The 18,558-nt window shown below is 60.7% G+C and carries 19 protein-coding genes and 1 other RNA gene; 7 read left to right on the forward strand and 13 right to left on the reverse strand.

The features are described 5' to 3' along the window. Nucleotides 1–5 precede the first annotated feature (5 nt). Nucleotides 6–779, forward strand: a complete 774-nt coding sequence (locus ABD013_RS15305) for an NRDE family protein (RefSeq protein WP_343807818.1) — start codon at nucleotides 6–8, stop codon at nucleotides 777–779. Here ABD013_RS15305 and ptsP read toward each other — a convergent pair. Both ptsP and ABD013_RS15315 read right to left on the reverse strand, forming a co-directional pair. Continuing rightward, nucleotides 776–3,073 (reverse strand): phosphoenolpyruvate--protein phosphotransferase, encoded by a 2,298-nt coding sequence (ptsP, locus tag ABD013_RS15310; protein ID WP_343808044.1) that lies wholly within the window; start codon nucleotides 3,071–3,073, stop codon nucleotides 776–778. The two genes, ABD013_RS15305 and ptsP, sit on opposite strands and share 4 nt — an antisense overlap. A gap of 26 nt (nucleotides 3,074–3,099) precedes the next feature. Continuing rightward, nucleotides 3,100–3,588 carry an RNA pyrophosphohydrolase gene (locus ABD013_RS15315; protein ID WP_343807821.1) on the reverse strand — a complete coding sequence of 163 codons (489 nt, stop codon included), beginning with the start codon at nucleotides 3,586–3,588 and terminating at the stop codon, nucleotides 3,100–3,102. Nucleotides 3,589–3,752: 164 nt separating this feature from the next. On the opposite strand from ABD013_RS15315, the gene ABD013_RS15320 reads away from it, so the two are divergent. Then, entirely contained in the window at nucleotides 3,753–4,421 is a 669-nt protein-coding gene (locus ABD013_RS15320; protein WP_343807824.1) for a histidinol-phosphatase, read from the forward strand. On the opposite strand, the gene ABD013_RS15325 is transcribed toward ABD013_RS15320, so the two are convergent. From ABD013_RS15325 to ABD013_RS15365, 9 genes are all read right to left on the reverse strand, one after another. Continuing rightward, nucleotides 4,410–4,823, reverse strand: a complete 414-nt coding sequence (locus tag ABD013_RS15325; RefSeq protein ID WP_343807826.1) for a CBS domain-containing protein — start codon at nucleotides 4,821–4,823, stop codon at nucleotides 4,410–4,412. The two genes, ABD013_RS15320 and ABD013_RS15325, sit on opposite strands and share 12 nt — an antisense overlap. A gap of 111 nt (nucleotides 4,824–4,934) precedes the next feature. Next, nucleotides 4,935–5,972: an NADP(H)-dependent aldo-keto reductase gene (locus tag ABD013_RS15330; protein ID WP_343807828.1), complete on the reverse strand. Its 1,038-nt coding sequence runs from the start codon at nucleotides 5,970–5,972 to the stop codon at nucleotides 4,935–4,937. A 112-nt stretch (nucleotides 5,973–6,084) separates the two neighbouring features. Beyond that, nucleotides 6,085–7,281 carry a class I SAM-dependent rRNA methyltransferase gene (locus ABD013_RS15335; protein ID WP_343807831.1) on the reverse strand — a complete coding sequence of 399 codons (1,197 nt, stop codon included), beginning with the start codon at nucleotides 7,279–7,281 and terminating at the stop codon, nucleotides 6,085–6,087. Nucleotides 7,282–7,388: 107 nt separating this feature from the next. Further along, nucleotides 7,389–7,781, reverse strand: coding sequence for a glycine cleavage system protein GcvH (gcvH, locus tag ABD013_RS15340; RefSeq protein WP_343807834.1), 393 nt, complete (start codon nucleotides 7,779–7,781; stop codon nucleotides 7,389–7,391). 22 nt (nucleotides 7,782–7,803) lie between these two features. Beyond that, nucleotides 7,804–8,907, reverse strand: a complete 1,104-nt coding sequence (gcvT, locus tag ABD013_RS15345; RefSeq protein WP_343807837.1) for a glycine cleavage system aminomethyltransferase GcvT — start codon at nucleotides 8,905–8,907, stop codon at nucleotides 7,804–7,806. A gap of 131 nt (nucleotides 8,908–9,038) precedes the next feature. Beyond that, nucleotides 9,039–10,295: a UbiH/UbiF/VisC/COQ6 family ubiquinone biosynthesis hydroxylase gene (locus tag ABD013_RS15350; RefSeq protein WP_343807840.1), complete on the reverse strand. Its 1,257-nt coding sequence runs from the start codon at nucleotides 10,293–10,295 to the stop codon at nucleotides 9,039–9,041. A gap of 15 nt (nucleotides 10,296–10,310) precedes the next feature. Beyond that, a complete protein-coding gene (ubiH, locus tag ABD013_RS15355; protein ID WP_343807842.1) occupies nucleotides 10,311–11,555 on the reverse strand; it encodes a 2-octaprenyl-6-methoxyphenyl hydroxylase in 1,245 nt (414 codons plus the stop codon). A gap of 19 nt (nucleotides 11,556–11,574) precedes the next feature. Further along, nucleotides 11,575–12,891, reverse strand: a complete 1,317-nt coding sequence (pepP, locus tag ABD013_RS15360) for a Xaa-Pro aminopeptidase (protein WP_343807845.1) — start codon at nucleotides 12,889–12,891, stop codon at nucleotides 11,575–11,577. 18 nt (nucleotides 12,892–12,909) lie between these two features. After that, nucleotides 12,910–13,518 (reverse strand): UPF0149 family protein, encoded by a 609-nt coding sequence (locus tag ABD013_RS15365; protein WP_343807848.1) that lies wholly within the window; start codon nucleotides 13,516–13,518, stop codon nucleotides 12,910–12,912. 165 nt (nucleotides 13,519–13,683) lie between these two features. On the opposite strand from ABD013_RS15365, the gene ABD013_RS15370 reads away from it, so the two are divergent. The 4 genes from ABD013_RS15370 (at nucleotide 13,684) to ABD013_RS15385 (ending at nucleotide 15,099) form a co-directional block, all read left to right on the forward strand. Then, entirely contained in the window at nucleotides 13,684–13,893 is a 210-nt protein-coding gene (locus ABD013_RS15370; RefSeq protein WP_343807850.1) for a TIGR02449 family protein, read from the forward strand. Continuing rightward, nucleotides 13,890–14,216: a cell division protein ZapA gene (locus ABD013_RS15375; RefSeq protein ID WP_343807853.1), complete on the forward strand. Its 327-nt coding sequence runs from the start codon at nucleotides 13,890–13,892 to the stop codon at nucleotides 14,214–14,216. Before ABD013_RS15370 ends, ABD013_RS15375 begins: the two co-directional genes overlap by 4 nt. 98 nt (nucleotides 14,217–14,314) lie before the next feature. Next, nucleotides 14,315–14,494: non-coding RNA, 6S RNA (ssrS, locus tag ABD013_RS15380), on the forward strand. Between the two features lie 8 nt (nucleotides 14,495–14,502). Then, a complete protein-coding gene (locus ABD013_RS15385; protein WP_343807856.1) occupies nucleotides 14,503–15,099 on the forward strand; it encodes a 5-formyltetrahydrofolate cyclo-ligase in 597 nt (198 codons plus the stop codon). A gap of 327 nt (nucleotides 15,100–15,426) precedes the next feature. On the opposite strand, the gene ABD013_RS15390 is transcribed toward ABD013_RS15385, so the two are convergent. Next, on the reverse strand, nucleotides 15,427–16,335 hold the full coding sequence (locus tag ABD013_RS15390) for an AEC family transporter (RefSeq protein WP_343807859.1): 909 nt from the start codon (nucleotides 16,333–16,335) through the stop codon (nucleotides 15,427–15,429). A gap of 70 nt (nucleotides 16,336–16,405) precedes the next feature. On the opposite strand from ABD013_RS15390, the gene ABD013_RS15395 reads away from it, so the two are divergent. Further along, entirely contained in the window at nucleotides 16,406–16,921 is a 516-nt protein-coding gene (locus ABD013_RS15395; RefSeq protein ID WP_343807862.1) for a glycine cleavage system transcriptional repressor, read from the forward strand. Between the two features lie 100 nt (nucleotides 16,922–17,021). On the opposite strand, the gene argH is transcribed toward ABD013_RS15395, so the two are convergent. Next, the gene (gene argH, locus ABD013_RS15400) at nucleotides 17,022–18,419 is read right to left on the reverse strand and encodes an argininosuccinate lyase (RefSeq protein ID WP_343807865.1); all 1,398 of its coding nucleotides are present in this window, start codon (nucleotides 18,417–18,419) and stop codon (nucleotides 17,022–17,024) included. Nucleotides 18,420–18,558 lie beyond the last annotated feature (139 nt).

Here is an 18,558-nt window from a genome sequence, read left to right on the forward strand (position 1 = left end):
CCACCATGTGTCTAGCCGTATTTGCCCTCAACGCTCACCCCGACTGGCCGCTGATACTGGTGGCCAACCGTGACGAATTTCACCAGCGCCCTACCCAACCACTGAGCGTCTGGCCAGACTTGCCCATACTCGGCGGACGCGACCTGCGCGCCGGCGGCAGCTGGATGGGACTGGGCGACAACAACCGCTTCGCACTGGTCACCAACCACCGCAACCTGCGCCGCCCGGTGCCGGAGCAGGCCCGCTCGCGCGGCAACCTGGTCAATGACTTTCTGGATTCATCCATGCCCGCGACCCGCTTCTGCAATGAGCTCAAGGCCTCGCGTTACGCCGGCTTCAACCTGCTACTGCGGGACGAACAAGGCTGGTACCACTACAGCAACGTCACCGACCACTGCCAGCCGTTACAACAAGGGGTCTTTGGCCTCAGCAACGCCCTGCTCGACACGCCCTGGCCCAAGACATTGCTGGCACGCGCACGCCTGCAGCAGGCGCTGGCGCAGAACCGACTCAACCCCGACCGCCTGCTACACCTGCTGCACGACCGCAGCCGACCGACCGACCCACAGCTGCCGGACACCGGCCTGCCCCTGGAACGGGAGCGCCTGCTGTCGTCCTGTTTTATCGTCTCGGAGGATTACGGCACCCGGGCCTGCACGCTGATGATGCAGCACCATAGCGGTCGCCTGCTGCTGCTGGAGGAAAGTTACGATGCGGCCGCTCGGCGGACGGGGCGACGACGCTTTCTGCTCGACCGCCCACTACTGGTATCGACCTAACCGGACGGCTGATTCGGCAGGCGCGGCCGCGTCAGCTGCCCCAGCCCCAGCTGTTTCAGCACCTGGCGCAGATACTGGTGAATCTCTTCGGCATCATCCATGCGCAGTACCCGGCTCAGCAATGACTGGGCACGGGCCAGACTGACACCCCGGATCGCCGATTTGACGCGCGGCAGGTTGTTGGCGTTCATCGACAGCACTTCATAGCCCATCGCCATCAGCAGCAGGGCACCACCCGGATCCGCCGCCATCTCGCCACAAATGGAGACCGGCTTGCCCTCTTTGCGCGTTTCACGGGCGATATACTGCAGTGCCCGCAGCACCGCCGGATGATAGGCAGCATAAAGCCCCGCCACCCGGGGGTTATTGCGGTCCACCGCCAGAATGTACTGGGTCAGGTCGTTGGAGCCGACGGAAACAAAATCAACCAGGCGAGCAAAGCGACGCACCTGATAGACCGCCGCCGGTACCTCGACCATCACGCCGACCAGCGGGCGCTGCACCTCATAACCTTCGTCCTGCAGCTCACTCAGCGCCCGATCAATCTGGCGTAACGCCTCCTCGACCTCATGCACACTGGTCACCATCGGTAACATGATGCGCAGGTTGTTGAGCCCTTCCGACGCCCGCAGCATCGCCCGCACCTGTACCAGGAAAATCTCCGGATGATCCAGGGTTACGCGAATACCACGCCAGCCCAGGAAGGGGTTGTCCTCTTCGATGGGAAAATAGGGCAGCGCCTTGTCACCACCAATATCCAGGGTACGCATGGTCACCGGGCGCGGCGCGAAGGCTTCCAGCTGGCTGCGATAGCTCTGCAGCTGCTCGTGTTCACTGGGGAAGAAGTCGCGGATCATGAACGGAATCTCGGTACGGTACAGGCCGATACCTTCAGCCCCCCGCTGCAACGAGCGACTCACATCAGCGACCAGCCCGGTATTGACCCAAAGCGGCATACGATAACCATCGGTGGTTTCCGCCGGCAGATCCCTCAACCCTTCCAGTCCGGCCGCCACGGCACGCTCTTCGCGGATCACCTCACGGAAGGCTTCCAGCAGCTGTTCGGACGGATTGACGTAGACACGCCCCGAGTAGCCATCGACGATCACCTGACGCCCTTCCAGACGGGTAAAGGGCAGGTCGACGACCCCCATCACCGTGGGTATGCCCACGGCCCGCGCCATGATCGCAGCATGAGAGGTCCCCGAGCCACTGACCGACACCAGACCCACCAGCTTGTCTTCCGGCACCAGACCCAGCATCGCCGGCGACAGCTCGTCGGCTACCAGGATACTCTCTTCGGCACACTCCACTTCCGGTGGCCCGGCACTCTCCTGCAGATAGCCGAGAATGCGCCGCCCCAGATCGCGGATATCACTGGCCCGCTCACGCAGGTAGGCGTCCTCCATCGAGTTGAACTGACGCACCTGGGTCAGCACGACCTCGCGCAGCGCCCCTTGGGCCCAGCTGCCCGCCCGGATACGCTCCTCGATCTCACCGGCCAGCGCCTGATCGTCGAGCATGCGCAGGTAAACATCGAACAGTGCCTGCTCGTCCGAGCGCAGCCGTCGTGCCAGACTGTTGCTGACGGTGCGAATATCGTCGCGTACCGACTCCAGCGCCGCCTTGAAAGCATCCAGCTCCTGCTGCACATCCTTCGCCGGCTTATCCGCCACCGTTTCCAGCTCCGCCGCCAGCGTCGCCACCACCACGGTACCGATCGCCACACCAGACGCGGCAGCGACACCATTGAAATGACGGTCGCGCTGCGGCTTGGCCTTGGCCTGAGGGTGCTGCTCGGAATTGACGGAACCGGTCGCTTCGGCATGAGCAATGATGCCGGCCAACTGAGCCGACAGGGTGACCATAAACGCTTCTTCGCTTTCATCGAAGCGCCGATGCTCCATCTGCTGTACCACCAGCACACCCAGTACACTGCGGTGATGAATGATCGGCACCCCAAGGAAGGCATGGAAACGCTCTTCGCCGGTCGATTTGAGGTAATGGAAGGCGGGATGACGGGAAGCATCCTCGAGGTTGATCGGCTCGGCACGCTGGCCGACCTGACCGACGATCCCCTCGGTCGAGGACAGGCTGACCTTGCCCACCGCCTCCTGGTTCAACCCCTGAGTGGCGCGCAGCACATAACGCTGGCGCACGGGGTCGAACAGGAAGATGGAGCATACCTGAGTCTTCATCGCCTGCTGAATGCGGCGCACGATCAGGTCGAGCACAGAATCCAGGTCCGGTGCCGTGCTGACCTCCTGAACGATCTTGCGCAGCACACTCAGCATACTCATCAGGCGGCTCCTCTGTTTTGTTAGTGTGCGGCCTGCAGGCGCGCCAACCGGGGCGACAATTCCTTCATCGCCTTGCGGTACACCTCACGCTTGAAGGACACCACCTGCCCCAGAGGGTACCAGTAACTGACCCACTCCCAGCCATCAAACTCGGGGGAATCGGTATGATCAATTCGCACGGCGCTGTCATCACTGAGCATGCGCAGCAGGAACCATTTCTGTTTCTGGCCCACGCACACGGGGTGTGAGTGGCGCCGGATCATGCGTTTGGGAAGTCGGTAGCGCAGCCAGCCGCGCGTCACCGCCATAATCTCCACATCCGAGGGCGTCAGTCCGATCTCTTCACCGAGCTCACGATACATCGCCTGTTCGGGTGACTCGTTTGACTGTATACCACCTTGCGGGAACTGCCAGGCGTTCTGCCCGATGCGTCTTGCCCAAAGAACCTGACCCTGCGAATTAACCAGAATGATTCCGACATTGGGTCTGAATCCATCTGCATCAATCACAATTTTGATCCCGATCTATACCTGTTTTGGTTTTTATTGTTCCACAGATCGGCTGTTTGGCAAATAGCCGACCGGTACGCCGATTGCACCCGCCCCCTCTGCAGGTCTATGCTTGCGCTTTTGTCTGCCCGGCCCCGCGCCGGCCCAATGCTGAGGAGTCCTGCGTGAGCCTTGCGATTTTTGACCTGGACCACACCCTGATCGGGGGTGACAGCGACCATGCCTGGGGCGAGTTTCTCTGCCGCAAGGGCGTGGTCGATGAACATGAATACCGTGCCGCCAACGACCGCTTCTACGAGGAGTACCTGCGTGGCGAGATGGATATCCACGAGTTTCTGAACTTTGCCCTCAACCCGCTGGCCCAGCACACCCCGGAGCAACTGGACATCTGGCACGCCGAGTTCATGGCCGAGTGCATCGAGCCGATCATTCTGCCCAAGGCCGAGCAGCTGCTGTCCGAACACCGCGCAAAAGGGGATTTCCTGCTGATCATCACCGCCACCAACCGCTTCGTCACCGCCCCGATCGCCCAGCGCCTCGGCGTGGACGCCCTGCTGGCGACAGATCCTGAGATGATCGACGGCCAGTTCACCGGCAAGGTCGCCGGCACGCCCTGCTTCCAGAGCGGCAAGGTCTCGCGTCTGCATGCCTGGCTCGAAGAAACCGGCCACAGTCTGACCGGCAGCTGGTTCTACAGTGACTCCAACAACGACTTGCCGTTGCTGGAAGTAGTGGACAACCCGGTCGCCACCAACCCCGACGACCGCCTGCGCACAACGGCGCAGACACGGGGCTGGCCCATTCTGGAGCTGATGCCCGCCTCAGACGCGTGAGCGACAGCCTTTCATGCTGGCATTCAGGGCCTGCATGATCTGACGGCGGCTGATCACCCCGAGCAGCCGCCCCTCTCTGGCGACCGGCCAGGTTTTCGGCTTGTTGCCCCCCATCTTCTGCACCAGATCGATGATGCTTTCCGTCGGTGAGGCACACAGCGGTTCGCGGTACATGATGTCATTCACCTGGATACGGCTGTCACAGTGATAGCTGCCGCTGACCAGGTAGTCGATACAGTCGTGCTCGGAGACGAAACCCACCACCTGGTGCTCATCATTAACCACTGGCAGGCCCATCTGGCCGGACTGCAGAATCAGGTCAACCGCCTGAGACAGCGACATCTCCACATGCAGAGGGTTGGGCACGGGCTGCATCAGATCCTGGACTTGTTGTTGCTGCATGCTGCTTCTCCTTCAGCTGGGGTTTGCTTTGAGTATGGCAAATGCAGCGACGGATCGGCCAGTGATTCAGGGCAGGACGAGATCCGACCTGCCGCTGATCAATAGCTGGCGTCAGGGACAGGGATTGGGGTAGCGCTGATGGATCGCTTCGATCTGCGCCAGCAGCTCGGCACTCAGCGTCACATCCAGCGAATCCAGATTTGCCTTCAGCTGATCCATTCGTGTGGCACCGATGATGTTGCTGCCGAGGAAAGGACGGCTGTTGACGTAGGCCAGCGCCATCTGCGCCGGGTCGAGGCCCGCTTCCGCCGCCAGTTCCAGATAGCACTGGGTGGCTGCCAGCCCCTGCTCGGTCAGGTAACGCTGGTATTCCGGGAACAACGCCAGGCGCGAGCCCTCGGGACGGGCACCACCGGCATACTTGCCACTCAGCACACCAAAGCCCAGCGGCGAATAGGCCAGCAAGCCGACCTGCTCCCGCAGCAGCACTTCAGCCAGGCCCACTTCCGCACTGCGGTTGAGCAGGCTGTAGGGGTTCTGTACCGAAACGATCCGCGGCAGCCCCAGCTCCTCGGCCAGTTGCAGACACTTCATGGTGCCCCAGGGCGTCTCGTTGGACAGACCGATATGGCGGATCTTGCCTTCGGCCACCAGCTCAGCAAGAACACTCAGGGTTTCCGCCAGTGGCGTACCGCTGTTATCCGGATCATGGCGATAGCCGAGCTGACCGAAGAAGTTGGTACTGCGGTCCGGCCAGTGCAGCTGGTAAAGGTCGATATAGTCGGTCTGCAGCCGTTGCAGACTGCCTTCGAGGGCGAGGCGCAGGTTACGCGCATCATGGCGGATATCCGGGCGCAGGTAGCTGACCATTTCGCCCGGGCCGGTCGCCTTGGTGGCCAGAACCACCTTGTCACGGTTGCCACGCTGGCGCATCCAGTTACCGATGTACTCTTCGGTACGGCCCTGGAATTCCGCGGCGGTGGGCACCGGATACATCTCGGCGGCATCGATCAGATTGACACCGCGCGCCAGCGCATAGTCGAGCTGCTCGAACGCCTCGGCTTCTCTGTTCTGGCGTCCGAAGGTCATGGTACCCAGCGCGATACGACTGACCTTGAGGTCCGATTGTCCCAGTGTCAGATAATCCATCGATACTCTCCTCGTGCTGTCCTCATAGTGTCAGGAACAACAGGCCCGCCAGAAGCGAAGTTTTCGGTCGGCGAGCCCGTCAGTCAGCCAAGCGTATCATGGATCCGGCAGATCAGTTGGACGGCAATACGCGCAGAAAGTAGGCCTTCAGGTACTCGGTCTCGGGAATGGCCGGGTGGATCGGATGGTCAGCCCCCTGATAGCCCTGGGCGAAAATTTGCGCGTTACGATCCAGTTCACGGCTGTTGGCGCGCAGGATATCGACCAGACGGTCCTTGGCCAGATGCATCGAGCAGGACGCCGAAATCAGGATGCCATCCTTGTTCAGCAGACGCATCGCCAGGTTGTTGATACGGGCATAGGCACGCTCGCCGTTACGGATATCCTTGCGCTTGGCGATGAACGCCGGCGGATCCACAACCACCACATCGAAACGCTCCTTGTCCGCCACCAGCGCCTTGCACAGATCGAAGGCGTCGCCCTGCAGACCACGGAAACGGGTTTCACCGTCATTCAGACGGGCGTTCTCGGCGGCCACTTCCAGCGCGGTGACCGAAGCATCGACACAGACCACTTCACTGGCGCCAGCCGCCAGCGCCTGAGCACCCCAACCACCTACATAGCTGAACAGGTCCAGTACCCGCTTGCCCTTGACCAGCGTCTGCATGCGGGCACGGTTTTCACGGTGGTCATAGAACCAGCCGGTCTTTTGCCCAGTCAGCACCGGTGCGACCAGATTGACACCATTTTCATTCAGCGGCGCCAGCTCGGGCACTTCACCCTGAACCACCTCGATGTAGGTTTCCAGGCCTTCGGTTGCACGCATCTTGCCATCGTTACGCAGCACAATCGCCTGCGGCTGGAACACCTTGTTCAGCGCATCCAGAATCTGCTCCAGCGCCGCTTCCATACCGGCGGTGGAGATCTGTACCACGAAGATATCGTAGAAACGATCCACCACCAGGCCCGGCAGACCATCGGCATCACCGAAGATGACCCGGTAACAGGGCTGATCGAAGCACTGCTCACGCAGCGACTTGGCCACGTTAAAGCGGTGCACCAGCAGCGAGCGATCCAGCGGGTGACGCAGATCCCGGCTCAACAGGCGACCACAGATCAGCGTGTTGGGGTTAACCGAGGCGATGCCCAGTGCCTTGCCGCGTGCATCCTGCACAATAACCTGTTCGCCCGGCTCGAAGCCTTTCAGCGGCGTGGCCTTGTTGTCGACTTCATTGCTGTAGATCCACAGGTGGCCGCCACGCAGGCGCCGATCGGCACCGGACTGAAGAATGAGTGGTTTGAGGTTCATCGTGCTCTGTCTTTGGTCTGAAATGACTGTCCCGGCAAAGGCCGGGACAGTGGAAAGGTTCGGTCGGTCACTGCAATCGCGTCAGTACGACCGATAGGGCGACCTGCTCAGCCTTCGGCTTCACAGTGGGCGGCATAGCCGTCCGCATCCAGCAGGTCATCCAGTTCGCTGGTATCGCTCAGCTTCAACTGGAAGAACCAGCCATCACCGTAAGGATCCGAGTTGACGGTCTCCGGCGCGTCTTCCAGCGCCTCATTGATGGCAACCACTTCACCGCTCAGCGGCGCGTAGACATCGGAGGCAGCCTTGACCGACTCGACGACACCCGTGTCATCACCGGCAGCCACTTCGGCGCCTACATCGGGCAGCTCGACAAACACCACATCACCCAGCAGGTCCTGGGCATGGTCAGTGATACCGATGGTCACGATGCCGTTACCTTCGTCACGGATCCACTCGTGGCTGGCCACATATTTCAGTTCATTCGGGACATTGCTCATCTCGGCTTCCTATCTGGCTCGTTCAGGAAAATACTTTTTCACCATGGCGCACGAACGGCGGTTTGACCACCTGTACCGGTACTCGCTTGCCACGCATCTCAACTTCGGCGCTGCTGCCGGTACCGGCCGGCACGCGGGCCAGTGCAATCGAATACCCCAGCGTCGGCGAGAAGCTGCCGCTGGTGATTTCACCTTCGCCCTGACCATCGACCACCACCTTCTGGTGGGAACGCAGCACGCCACGCTCGGTCAGCACCAGGCCGACCAGCTTGCGCTCGGCGCCTTTGGCCTTGAGTGCTTCCACCGCCTCACGGCCAACAAACTGACGGTCCGCCGGCTCCAGCGCCAGGGTCCAGCTCATGCCGGCCTCCAGCGGCGAGACCTGCTCGTCCATATCGGAACCGTAGAGGTTCATGCCCGCTTCCAGACGCAAGGTATCGCGTGCGCCCAGGCCACAGGGCGCTACGCCGGCATCAACCAGCTGCTGCCAGAACGCTTCCGCTTCGTCTTCCGGCAGCATGATCTCAAGGCCGTCTTCGCCAGTATAGCCGGTGCGGGCGATAAACCAGCCTTCGGATTCCTGACCGACAAAGGGCTTGAGCTCGGAAATCAGCCGTGCACGGGAGTCGCTGACCACCTGCTCGACGCGCTGACGGGCCTTGGGCCCCTGAATGGCGATCATCGCCAGCTCCGGCTGCTCGGTCAAAGTCACATCGAAACGCACCGCCTGGTCGGCCATCCAGCGCAGGTCTTTCTCGCGAGTACCGCAGTTGACCACGACGCGGTACCACTCGCCGGCAACATCGGGTTCGGTCATCAGGTAAACGATCAGATCGTCGATGACGCCACCCTCTTCGTTCAGCATGGCGCTGTACAGGGCCTTGCCCTTCTGCTTGAGGCCGGCCACGTCGTTGGCCAGCAGGTGGCGCAGGTAGCTGCGCGCCTGGGATCCGGACACATCGACGATGGTCATGTGCGAGACATCAAACATGCCCGCGCTCTGACGTACCTTGTGATGTTCCTCTACCTGAGAGCCGTAATGCAGCGGCATTTCCCAGCCACTGAAGTCGACCAGTTTGGCGCCCAGTGCATGATGTTGTGCGTGAAGTGCGGTCTTGTGTCCCATCGGCAAACTCATCTGCAGCAGTGTTCCGAACCTCAGCCGAAGCCGCGTCGCAACTGGTTAACAGAAAAAAAGGGAAGACAATGTATCGGCATTTGCGCCGCAGATCAATCTTTAACCGCCTGTCAAGTGAGTCAGCGCTGCAGGCGCTGCGGACGTTCGCCAGACAAACCCATGGCCTGCAGCACCAGATGCTGCTTGACCGGCTCGAGCCGATTCATCAGATTCATGCCACAGCTGCGCAGCAGACGCACCGGCGCCGGCTGGGGTGCAAACAGGCGACGAAAGCTTTCCATCGCCGCCGACATGCTCAGGTTGGCACTGCGGCGCTGGCGCTGATAGCGCCGCAACACCGACTCGTCGGCGATCGATTCGCCACGCTGCCAGGCAGCCTCAATCACATCAGCCAACGCGGCGGCATCCATGAAGCCCAGATTCACGCCCTGGCCGGCCAGCGGGTGAATAGTGTGTGCCGCATCCCCGACCAGTGCCAGCCCCGCCTCGACGTACTGATGAGCATGACGCTGGCGCAGCGGAATCAGCTGGCGTTCGGCACTGTCGACCACCGCGCCCAGGCAGTAATCGGAAGCCCGCCCCAACGCTTGACGGAAGTCCTCGTCGGACAGAGCCATCAATTCGCGCGCGTGTTCCGGCGAGGTCGACCAGACGATCGAGCTCTTGCGTCGCCCGCCGCCGGCCAGTGGCAACAGGGCCAGGGGGCCATCCTCGGTAAACCGCTGCCAACAGGTCTCGGCGTGTTCGCGTTCAGTGGTAATCGTGGTCACCAGCGCATGGTGACCATAATCCCATTCGGTCGCCCCCAGGCCACTGAGCTGACGGGTCCGTGACAGGGCACCGTCCGCCCCCACAACCAGCATGACCGACAGGCGGCGGCCGTCGCTCAGCTGCAGCGTTCGACTGCCATCGGCCGCGGGCGCCGACAGCTGCTGCAGGCCGACACCGGTCAGCAACTGCAGGTTGTCATGTTCCGGCAGCTGCTGCAGCAGCCCCGCCTGGATCATGGAGTTTTCGACGATATAGCCCAGCTGATCTTGATGCAGGGCGTCGGCACTGAACTGGATACGGCCACTGCCTTCACCGTCCCAGACCTCCATGTCACGGTAAGCACAGGCACGGAACAACGACTGGATTGCCGACCAGGCTCCCAGCTGATCAAGCAGTTTGACCGACGCCAGGTTCAGTGCACTGACACGCGGGTCATACTGCTGCTCCGGCTGCGCACAGAGCTGATCGAGCCAGTCTGCGACACAGCCCGAGCGCTGCTCCAGCAGACAGATTCGTTTCCCCGATGGCGCCAGCGCCAGTGCCAGCGCCAAGCCGACCATCCCGGCTCCCACAATCACCAGATCCGCATGCTGCTCGGTCGTCATTTCGGTTCTCCGATATCAGCGCAGACGCGCCGCAGGTTGATCCAGGCCCATGGCGGCACGGGCAAACAAAGTCTTGCCCGCCGGACAGCTGTCCAGCAGTTGCAGCCCCAGACCACGCCCCAGCCGCAGCAACGGATTGCCACTGGTAAAGAGTTTCAGGGTACGGTCACTGAACTGGATGGTGCGCTGCTGGTCCTGGCGGCGCTGCTCGACAAACTCGCTCAGCCCGTCCAGCGCACCCAACGGCAAACCTGAGCGCTTGCGATCAATGATCAGATCAGCCAGCGCCACCACGCCACGCAGCGCCAGGTTGTAGCCCTGTCCGGCGATCGGGTGCAGCGCATGGGCCGCATTGCCCAGCACCACCAGTCCCGTGCGCACCTGCTCCTCGGCCTGGGTCAGTTTGAGCGGGTAGTGGTAACGCTCGCCCACCGCGGTGAAGCGCCCGGCACGGTAGCCAAAGGTTTGCTGCAGGCGCGCCAGAAAGGCCTTATCATCCAGCGCCAGCACTTCGTCCAGCACCTCATCGGCCAGTGTCCAGACCAGCCCACAACGTACCTGTCCATTCAGACTTTCACCGGGCAGCAGTGCCACCGGCCCCGCTTCGGTGAAACGCTCGTAAGCGATGTTGGCATGGGCGCGATCCAGCGAGACATTCGCCACCAGCGCATGCTGGCCGTAGGCCTGTTCGCGATAGTGGATGCCCAGTCGCTCACGCAGGGCAGAACGGCCACCATCGGCCATCACCACCAATTCCGCGTTCAAGCGCTGCTCTCCGGCCTCGGTCTGCAACCGAACCTCATTACCGCATGCTCCGGGAGTCAGCATCGCGACCTCGGCAGGCGAGATCAACGTCAGATGCGGACCGGCATGCTGTTGCAGATGACGGATCAACACCTGACCCAGCCAGTGGTTCTCCACCACATAACCCAGTGCCGGCACCCCTTCCTCGTCCGCATGCAGGCGGGTACTGCCAAAATGCCCCCGATCCGAGACATGGATCTGGTCAATAGGGGTCAGGTGCGCTTCCAGCGCCGACCAGATGCCCATGCGCCGATAGAGCGTCCTCACGCCCTGTGCCAGCGCCGTGGAACGGGCATCATAGCTGGGCGTAAAAACCGCTTCGCCCGCTTCCGGCAGCGGCTGTGCCTCGACCAGAGCCATGCGCAGCCCCAGCTCTTCAGCCGTCGGCAGCAGCGCCGCCGCCAGGCTGGCACCGACCATGCCGCCACCAATGATGATCAGGTCATACTGCTGCATCGTCCGCGTCTCCGAGCACTCAGTTCTGCGCCATCAGCGCTTCGATATCGGCGATGCTTTTCGGCACGCCGCGGGTCAGCACGTCCGGGCCCTGCTCGGTGACCAGGACATCGTCTTCGATGCGAATACCGATCCCTCGCCACTCGGGCGCCACGCTCTCATCGTCGGGTGCCACATAGAGCCCCGGCTCAATGGTCATCACCATGCCCGGTTCCAGCGGCCGCCACTCGCCATCAATCTTGTACTGGCCAACATCATGCACATCCATGCCCAGCCAGTGGCCGATGCGGTGCATATAGAAACGACGATACGCGTCCTCCTCGATCAGGGCATCCCGCTCACCCTGCAGCAGGCCCAGCTCGATCAACCCTTCGGTCAGCAGCTCCACCGACAGGTCATGAATACGGTTCCAGAGTACGCCGGGCTGCATCGCATCGATACAGGCCAGCTGCGTATCCAGTACCAGCTGATACAGCGCCTTCTGCTGTGGCGAGAAGCGGCCATTGACCGGGAAGGTACGGGTGATGTCACTGGCATAGTTGTCCAGCTCGCAGCCGGCATCGATCAGCACCAGATCACCGTCCTGAAGCTCGGCAGTATTCTCGATATAGTGCAGAATGCAGCCATTGGCGCCACCCCCGACGATCGGCGAGTAGGCCTGGAAGCGGGCGCCCTGCTGAATGCTGTAACCGGTAATCTCCGCTTCCAGCTGATATTCGTACAGGCCCGGCCGGGACAACCGCATGGCACGACAGTGGGCTTCGGCGGAAATTTCGGCCGCGCGGCGCATCACCGCCAGCTCAGCGTCGCTCTTGAACAGGCGCTGCTCGTGCAGCAGGTTGTCCAGCAGTACCAGTTCCTCCGGTGCCTGGGCGCCCTGTCGCGACTGGGCACGAACCTGGTTCAGCCAACCACGCACCCGGGCGTCCAGCGCTTCATCACTGCCCAGGGCATAATAAAGCCGGTGCACGCCGTCCAGCAGCTGGGGCATCTGTACTTCCAGCTCGTCCAGTGCAAATGCCTGGTCGGCGCCGAAATCACGCACACAACCTTCAGGGCCGGCCCGATAGCCGGTCCAGATCTCCATCTGCGGGTCACGTGGCGGACAGAAGAGGACAAATTCGCCTTCGACGCGTCCCGGAATCAGCAGCAGCAAGGCATCGGGCTCATTGAAGCCGGTCAGGTAATAGAAGTCGCTGTCCTGGCGGAAGGCATACTCGGCATCACGGTTACGACTTTTCAGGTGACTGGCCGAAACCAGGGCCACACTGTTGCTCGGCAGTTGCTGCAGCAGGGCTGCACGTCGACGGGCAAATTCATCCTGAGCAATTTTCATATCGGATCCTGCCACCCTTCAGTGCAATACCGGCGCCGGCGCATTCTCATCCGGCGCGGCCTGACCATCTGGCTCGTTGCATTCGCTGAACACCAGCAGAGCCGCCATACGTACGTACTCCTGCACCTCCATCAGATCCCCTTCATCTTCTTCGGAATCGGTGTCGGCTTCCGTACTGATCTGGACGATCTGAGCCAGGTCGCGCAGTGTTTCCTGCCCTTCGACCGACAGCCCCTGCGCGCCCTTGCGTTCCTGCAGACCGAAGCCACTGAGAAAACCGCTGCACCAGATGCCTAGCGCCTCCGCCCGGATCGGCAGTGGCTGATCATCATCAGGCAACAGCAACTCAAAACTGAAATCGGGCGCTTCAAACTGCTGCAGCGTGGCCAGATACAGCTGCATGATGCTCTTGCACACACCTTCGCCTTTTAATGGCTCGATATCGAACAGCTGCTGTATACGCTGCAACAGACTGACCGGATCGAAACGGGCTCCTGCTGCAACCTGACCGGCCAGCAATCCATGCAACTCCGACGGCGATACGGTCATCGCTCCCTCTTCAACCAGCCAGTCGGCCAGGGTATCGAAATCCGGCAGTTCTACTGCAGCGGCCTGTTCGTGGGTCATAGTCATCTATCCGGGGTTATGTCTGTTGTGCCGAGGGTAACCGGGCAGGGCCGGCACCGCATTGATCTCTATGCTAGCATTTCACTATAAACAGAGCCACGGAGTGTCGATTGACCCTGTGAGGTCAGCTGTTTATAGTCAGCAGGTTATTGCATGGGGTCTGGCATGAGCGAACACTATTTCAACGCACTCGAACAGAAAATCGACCAGCTGCTGACACGCGTTCAACAGCTGGAGCAGGAAAACCGCCAGCTGCGCCAGCAGGATGCCCAGTTGCGCGACGAGCGCGCCCAGCTGGTACAGCTCAACGACCAGACCCGCAGCAAGGTTGAAGGGATGATACAGCGACTCAAGGCACTGGAGCAGAACTCATGAGCGCGGATGCACGCACGGTAACCGTCAAGCTGCTGGACAAGGAGTACACCATCAGTTGCCCGGATGGCGCCGAGGCTGAGTTGCTGGCATCCGCCGACTACCTGAACCAGAAAATGCAGGAGATCCGTCACTCAGGCAAGATCATTGGCCTGGAGCGGATCGCTGTGATGGCCGCGCTCAACATGTCTCACGAGCTGATCAAGAGCCGAGAAGAACAGCGCCAGAACATCGAAACCAACCTGCGCCGACTGGGTCACAAGATCGACCAGGGGCTCGCCCGCGACACCACTGCCAAGCCCCATGAAAACTCTTCAACTTCCTGAAAAAGCCATTATCTAACAAAGGGATAAACCGTCCTCTTAGCAGAGCCGGATAAAATTGCAAGGGCTGACATCGAGTCGCGAACGGGTATAATGGAATCAGGTTCCTGGAGTGTTCGACAGTCGGTCAAGTCCCTCGAGCCGATAAGCAGTACCCAGGAAGTGTGCAACAGGTGTTGTGAGCATGTCCGCTTGACGGAAAGCCTAATTCGCTTGTAAACGCTTCCACTCTGAACCTTAGGGTTCAGGGCCACGACCGACACCGGCACTCTGGGAAGCCTCTACTACCATGATGCAGGATCGCAAGACACTCCGCCGCCAGATGCGCGCCCGCCGCCGGGCACTCAGTCCGCGACAACAGCGCCAAGCCGCTCGCTCACTCTGCCACAACCTCAGATCGCAACTCTGGTTCCACCAGGCCCGTCATATCGCGCTATATCTTCCCAACGATGGCGAAATCGACCCGACTCTGCTGATCGACCTTTGCCGCAGGCAAGGCAAGCAGCTCTATCTGCCGGTACTGCACCCGATCCGGCACAATCGTCTCTGGTTTACGCCTTACAACCGCAATACACCGATGCGCCGCAACTGCTACCGTATTCTGGAGCCCGTACTTCAGGGTAAGCCGATACGCCCGGCTCAGGCACTGGATCTGGTATTAATGCCGCTGGTGGCATTCTCGGCCGATGGCGGGCGCATGGGGATGGGGGGCGGCTATTACGACCGCACTTTCGCGTTCAAGCTACAGGAAAAAGCGCTCAGGGGGCCCCGCCTGATCGGTCTGGCACATGACTTCCAGCGCCAAGAAAAACTGCCACTTGAGCCCTGGGATGTCCCTCTGGACGGAATCGCAACGGAGCGCTGCGTCTACCGGATCAGCTGTTGAAGACGTCCTGCACCATGGCCGCGATCTGCAGATCACTTTGCGAGATCCCGGTCATGACCGCACCAACGACGAAGACAACAACAAGTACCAATACTAGATCCGGGCTTTTGTTCATGGTTATCAGAACTTTTGCGAAAAGATTATGGAAAGTTGGCTGAAGTTCAGGGAAATGCGCCCCCGAATGACCACCCTAGTCTTCCATAAGGGCGTTTTTTTGCAACCCCCGCAGGCTTTTTTTTACCTTTTCGCTTCAACTTTTCAGAATTTGCATGATCTTCGGCAAAAACAGCCTGTACACAGCATTAACATGTCGCCTCTTCGATACACTTAGACCAGCATCAATACCAGCGGCAGACTCAACATCGCCAGCAAGGTCTGCGCCGTGATGATTGCGGCCATCAATTCGGCATCGCCTCCAAGCTGTCGCGCCAGGATATAGGCCGAGGTCGCGGTTGGTACGGCGGCAAACACCACCAGTACCCCGGTCATGGTTCTATCCAGCTCCAGCCAACCGGCCAGCAGTAAAGTCGCGAGTGGAAACAAAAGCAGTTTGATCAAATTGGCGGCCCACAGCGCCCGACCGCCTTGCCGCAGAGCACGCAGATTCAAACCGGCCCCAACTGCCAGCAGCCCCAGCGGTAGCGCCATTCGGCTCAACAACTCCAACACCGAGGCCATCGGTTGCGGCAACCCCACTCCTGTTACACTTAACGCAATCCCCAGCAGACACGACAGGATCAGCGGGTTAGTCAGTAATGTGCGCAACATCTGTAGTAGCGATGGACGCGCAGCAGCCGTGGCGGCAAACGCAAGGATGCAGAGCAGATTAAGTGTCGGGATCATCACTGCTGTAATCACCGCTGCATAAACGATGCCTTCATTCGCATAGAGCGCAGCGGTCACGGCCAAAGCCACATAGGTATTGAACCGCATCGCCCCCTGAAAGAATGAGGTGTACGCAGATCCACTCAAGCGCAGCAGCGGCTGAAGCAATACACACAAAAGGCTGCCGCCCAACAACAGTGCCAACATGGTTACGATTAACTGGAACGAGGCTTCACCACCCAGCTCTGCCTGAGATAAGCGCCCAATCAGCAGCGCCGGAAAAAGTACGTAGTAGGTCGCCTTTTCAGCCGGCTGCCAGAAACCCTCACCGGGGAAGTCACTACGCCGAGCCCAGAAACCCAGCAGCAAGAGCGCAAAAACCGGCCACAGAGCGGTGATAATCTGCTGCATCTGATATACATTCCTTTACAAGACGGCAACACAGGTTGCCACCAACCTATCCAAGAAAAGGCCGAACATCATGCTGACATCATTGGTTCTTACGGTCATCGGGCCGGACAAACCGGGCCTGGTCGGACTCCTGTCCCACACCATCGCCGAACATCAGGGTAACTGGCTCGAGTCCGGCATGTCACGCCTTGGCGGCAAGTTCGCCGGCATCCTGATCACCCAGGTACCGACCGATCAGGCGGACGACCTGATCACCGCCCTGGAAGCCCTGAGCACCCAGGGACTTAAAGTCACGGCAGAGCGCAGCGAAGAAACCGCGCCGGTCAGCGAGATGCAGCCGATGATTCTGGAACTGGTCGGCCACGACAAGCCAGGCATCGTACGCGAAATTTCCCAGGCGCTGGCGGCCCGCCATATCAACGTGGAGCGGCTGAGCACCGAACTGACCTCAGGCTCGATGTCGGCGGAAGAGCTGTTCAAGGCGGAAGCGGAACTGCTGGCACCAGCTGATCTGGATCCGGACGAGCTGCAACAGGCGCTGGAAGCCATTGCCGGCGACCTGATGGTGGATATCACCCTTCGCTGAGGCCGACAAGGATAGACAAGTACGGAAACACAAAAGCCGCCCGAGGGCGGCTTTTGAACATCAGGGGCGGATGCACAGCCTCCGCCCACATCAATGCCGATCAGTCAGCACGAGCACCAAGCAGATCGCGACCGCGGATCACTGCCGCGCGCACCTGATCCGGCGCAGTACCACCGATATGGTTACGTGCCGCAACCGAGCCTTCCAGCGTCAGTACCTCGAACACGTCCTGCTCAATGGTATCGGAGAACTGCTGCAGCTCTTCCAGCGTCATGTCGGACAGGTCCTTGCCGGTCTTGATGCCGTAGGCCACGGACAAGCCAACAATTTCGTGAGCATCACGGAAGGCCACGCCCTTGCGCACCAGATAGTCCGCCAGATCGGTCGCGGTGGAGAAACCGCGACGCGCTGCTTCGCGCATCTCGTCCTTGCGCGATTCAATCGCCGGCACCATGTCACCGAAGGCGCGCAGACAGCCCTTCACGGTATCCACGGCGTCGAACAGCGGCTCCTTGTCTTCCTGGTTATCCTTGTTGTACGCCAGCGGCTGGGACTTCATCAGCGTCAACAGTGACATCAGGTGACCGTAGACACGGCCGCTCTTGCCACGCACCAGTTCGGGCACGTCCGGGTTCTTCTTCTGCGGCATGATTGAGGAACCGGTGCAGAAGCGGTCCGGCAGGTTGATGAAGTTGAACTGGGCAGACGTCCAGAGCACCAGCTCTTCCGACATGCGCGTCATGTGCATCAGCAGCAGGCTGGCGGCGGCACAGAACTCGATACCGAAGTCACGGTCGGACACCGCATCCAGGGAATTGCCGGCCGGGGCGTCGAACTGCAGCAGCTCAGCGGTGTAGGCACGATCGATGGGGTAGGTGGTACCGGCCAGCGCGGCGGCACCCAGCGGCATCACGTTGACACGCTTGCGGCAGTCGGCAAAGCGCTCGTAGTCACGGCTCAACATCTCGAACCAGGCCAGCAGGTGGTGACCGAAAGTCACCGGCTGAGCGGTCTGCAGGTGTGTAAAACCAGGCATGATCGTGTCCGCTTCCTGCTCGGCCAGATCCAGCAGCCCCTGCTGCAGGCGGCTGATTTCGGACAGGATCAGATCGATCTCGTCGCGCATGTAGAGACGGATATCGGTGGCCACCTGGTCATTACGTGAACGGCCGGTGTGCAGCTTCTTGCCGGTAATACCGATCTTTTTGGTCAGCGCCGCTTCGATGTTCATGTGCACATCTTCCAGCGCCACGGACCATTCAAATTCACCACGCTCAATCTCGACGCGAATTTCGCCCAGCCCCCGGATGATCGCATCACGCTCATCTTCGGTCAGTACGCCGACCTTGGCCAGCATGCGTGCGTGCGCCACAGACCCCTGGATATCCTGCTTGAAGAGGCGCTGGTCGAAATCGACGGAAGCGGTAAAACGGGCTACGAAGGCGTCCGTCGGCTCATTGAAACGGCCACCCCACTGCTGATTGGTCTCTTTGCTCATACACCTCATACCTCGCTGACGCTGAATCGGCCCGCACGGGCGGACCGGTGAATGTCGATAGCCTGATTATACAGCCCTTTCCGGCCAACAGCATTGCCAATGCCCGCCCCGGCCGCACACCGAGCAGAACCACTACACA

The organism is Marinobacterium maritimum (genome assembly GCF_039523155.1).
In the GTDB taxonomy this organism is placed as follows: domain Bacteria; phylum Pseudomonadota; class Gammaproteobacteria; order Pseudomonadales; family Balneatricaceae; genus Marinobacterium; species Marinobacterium maritimum.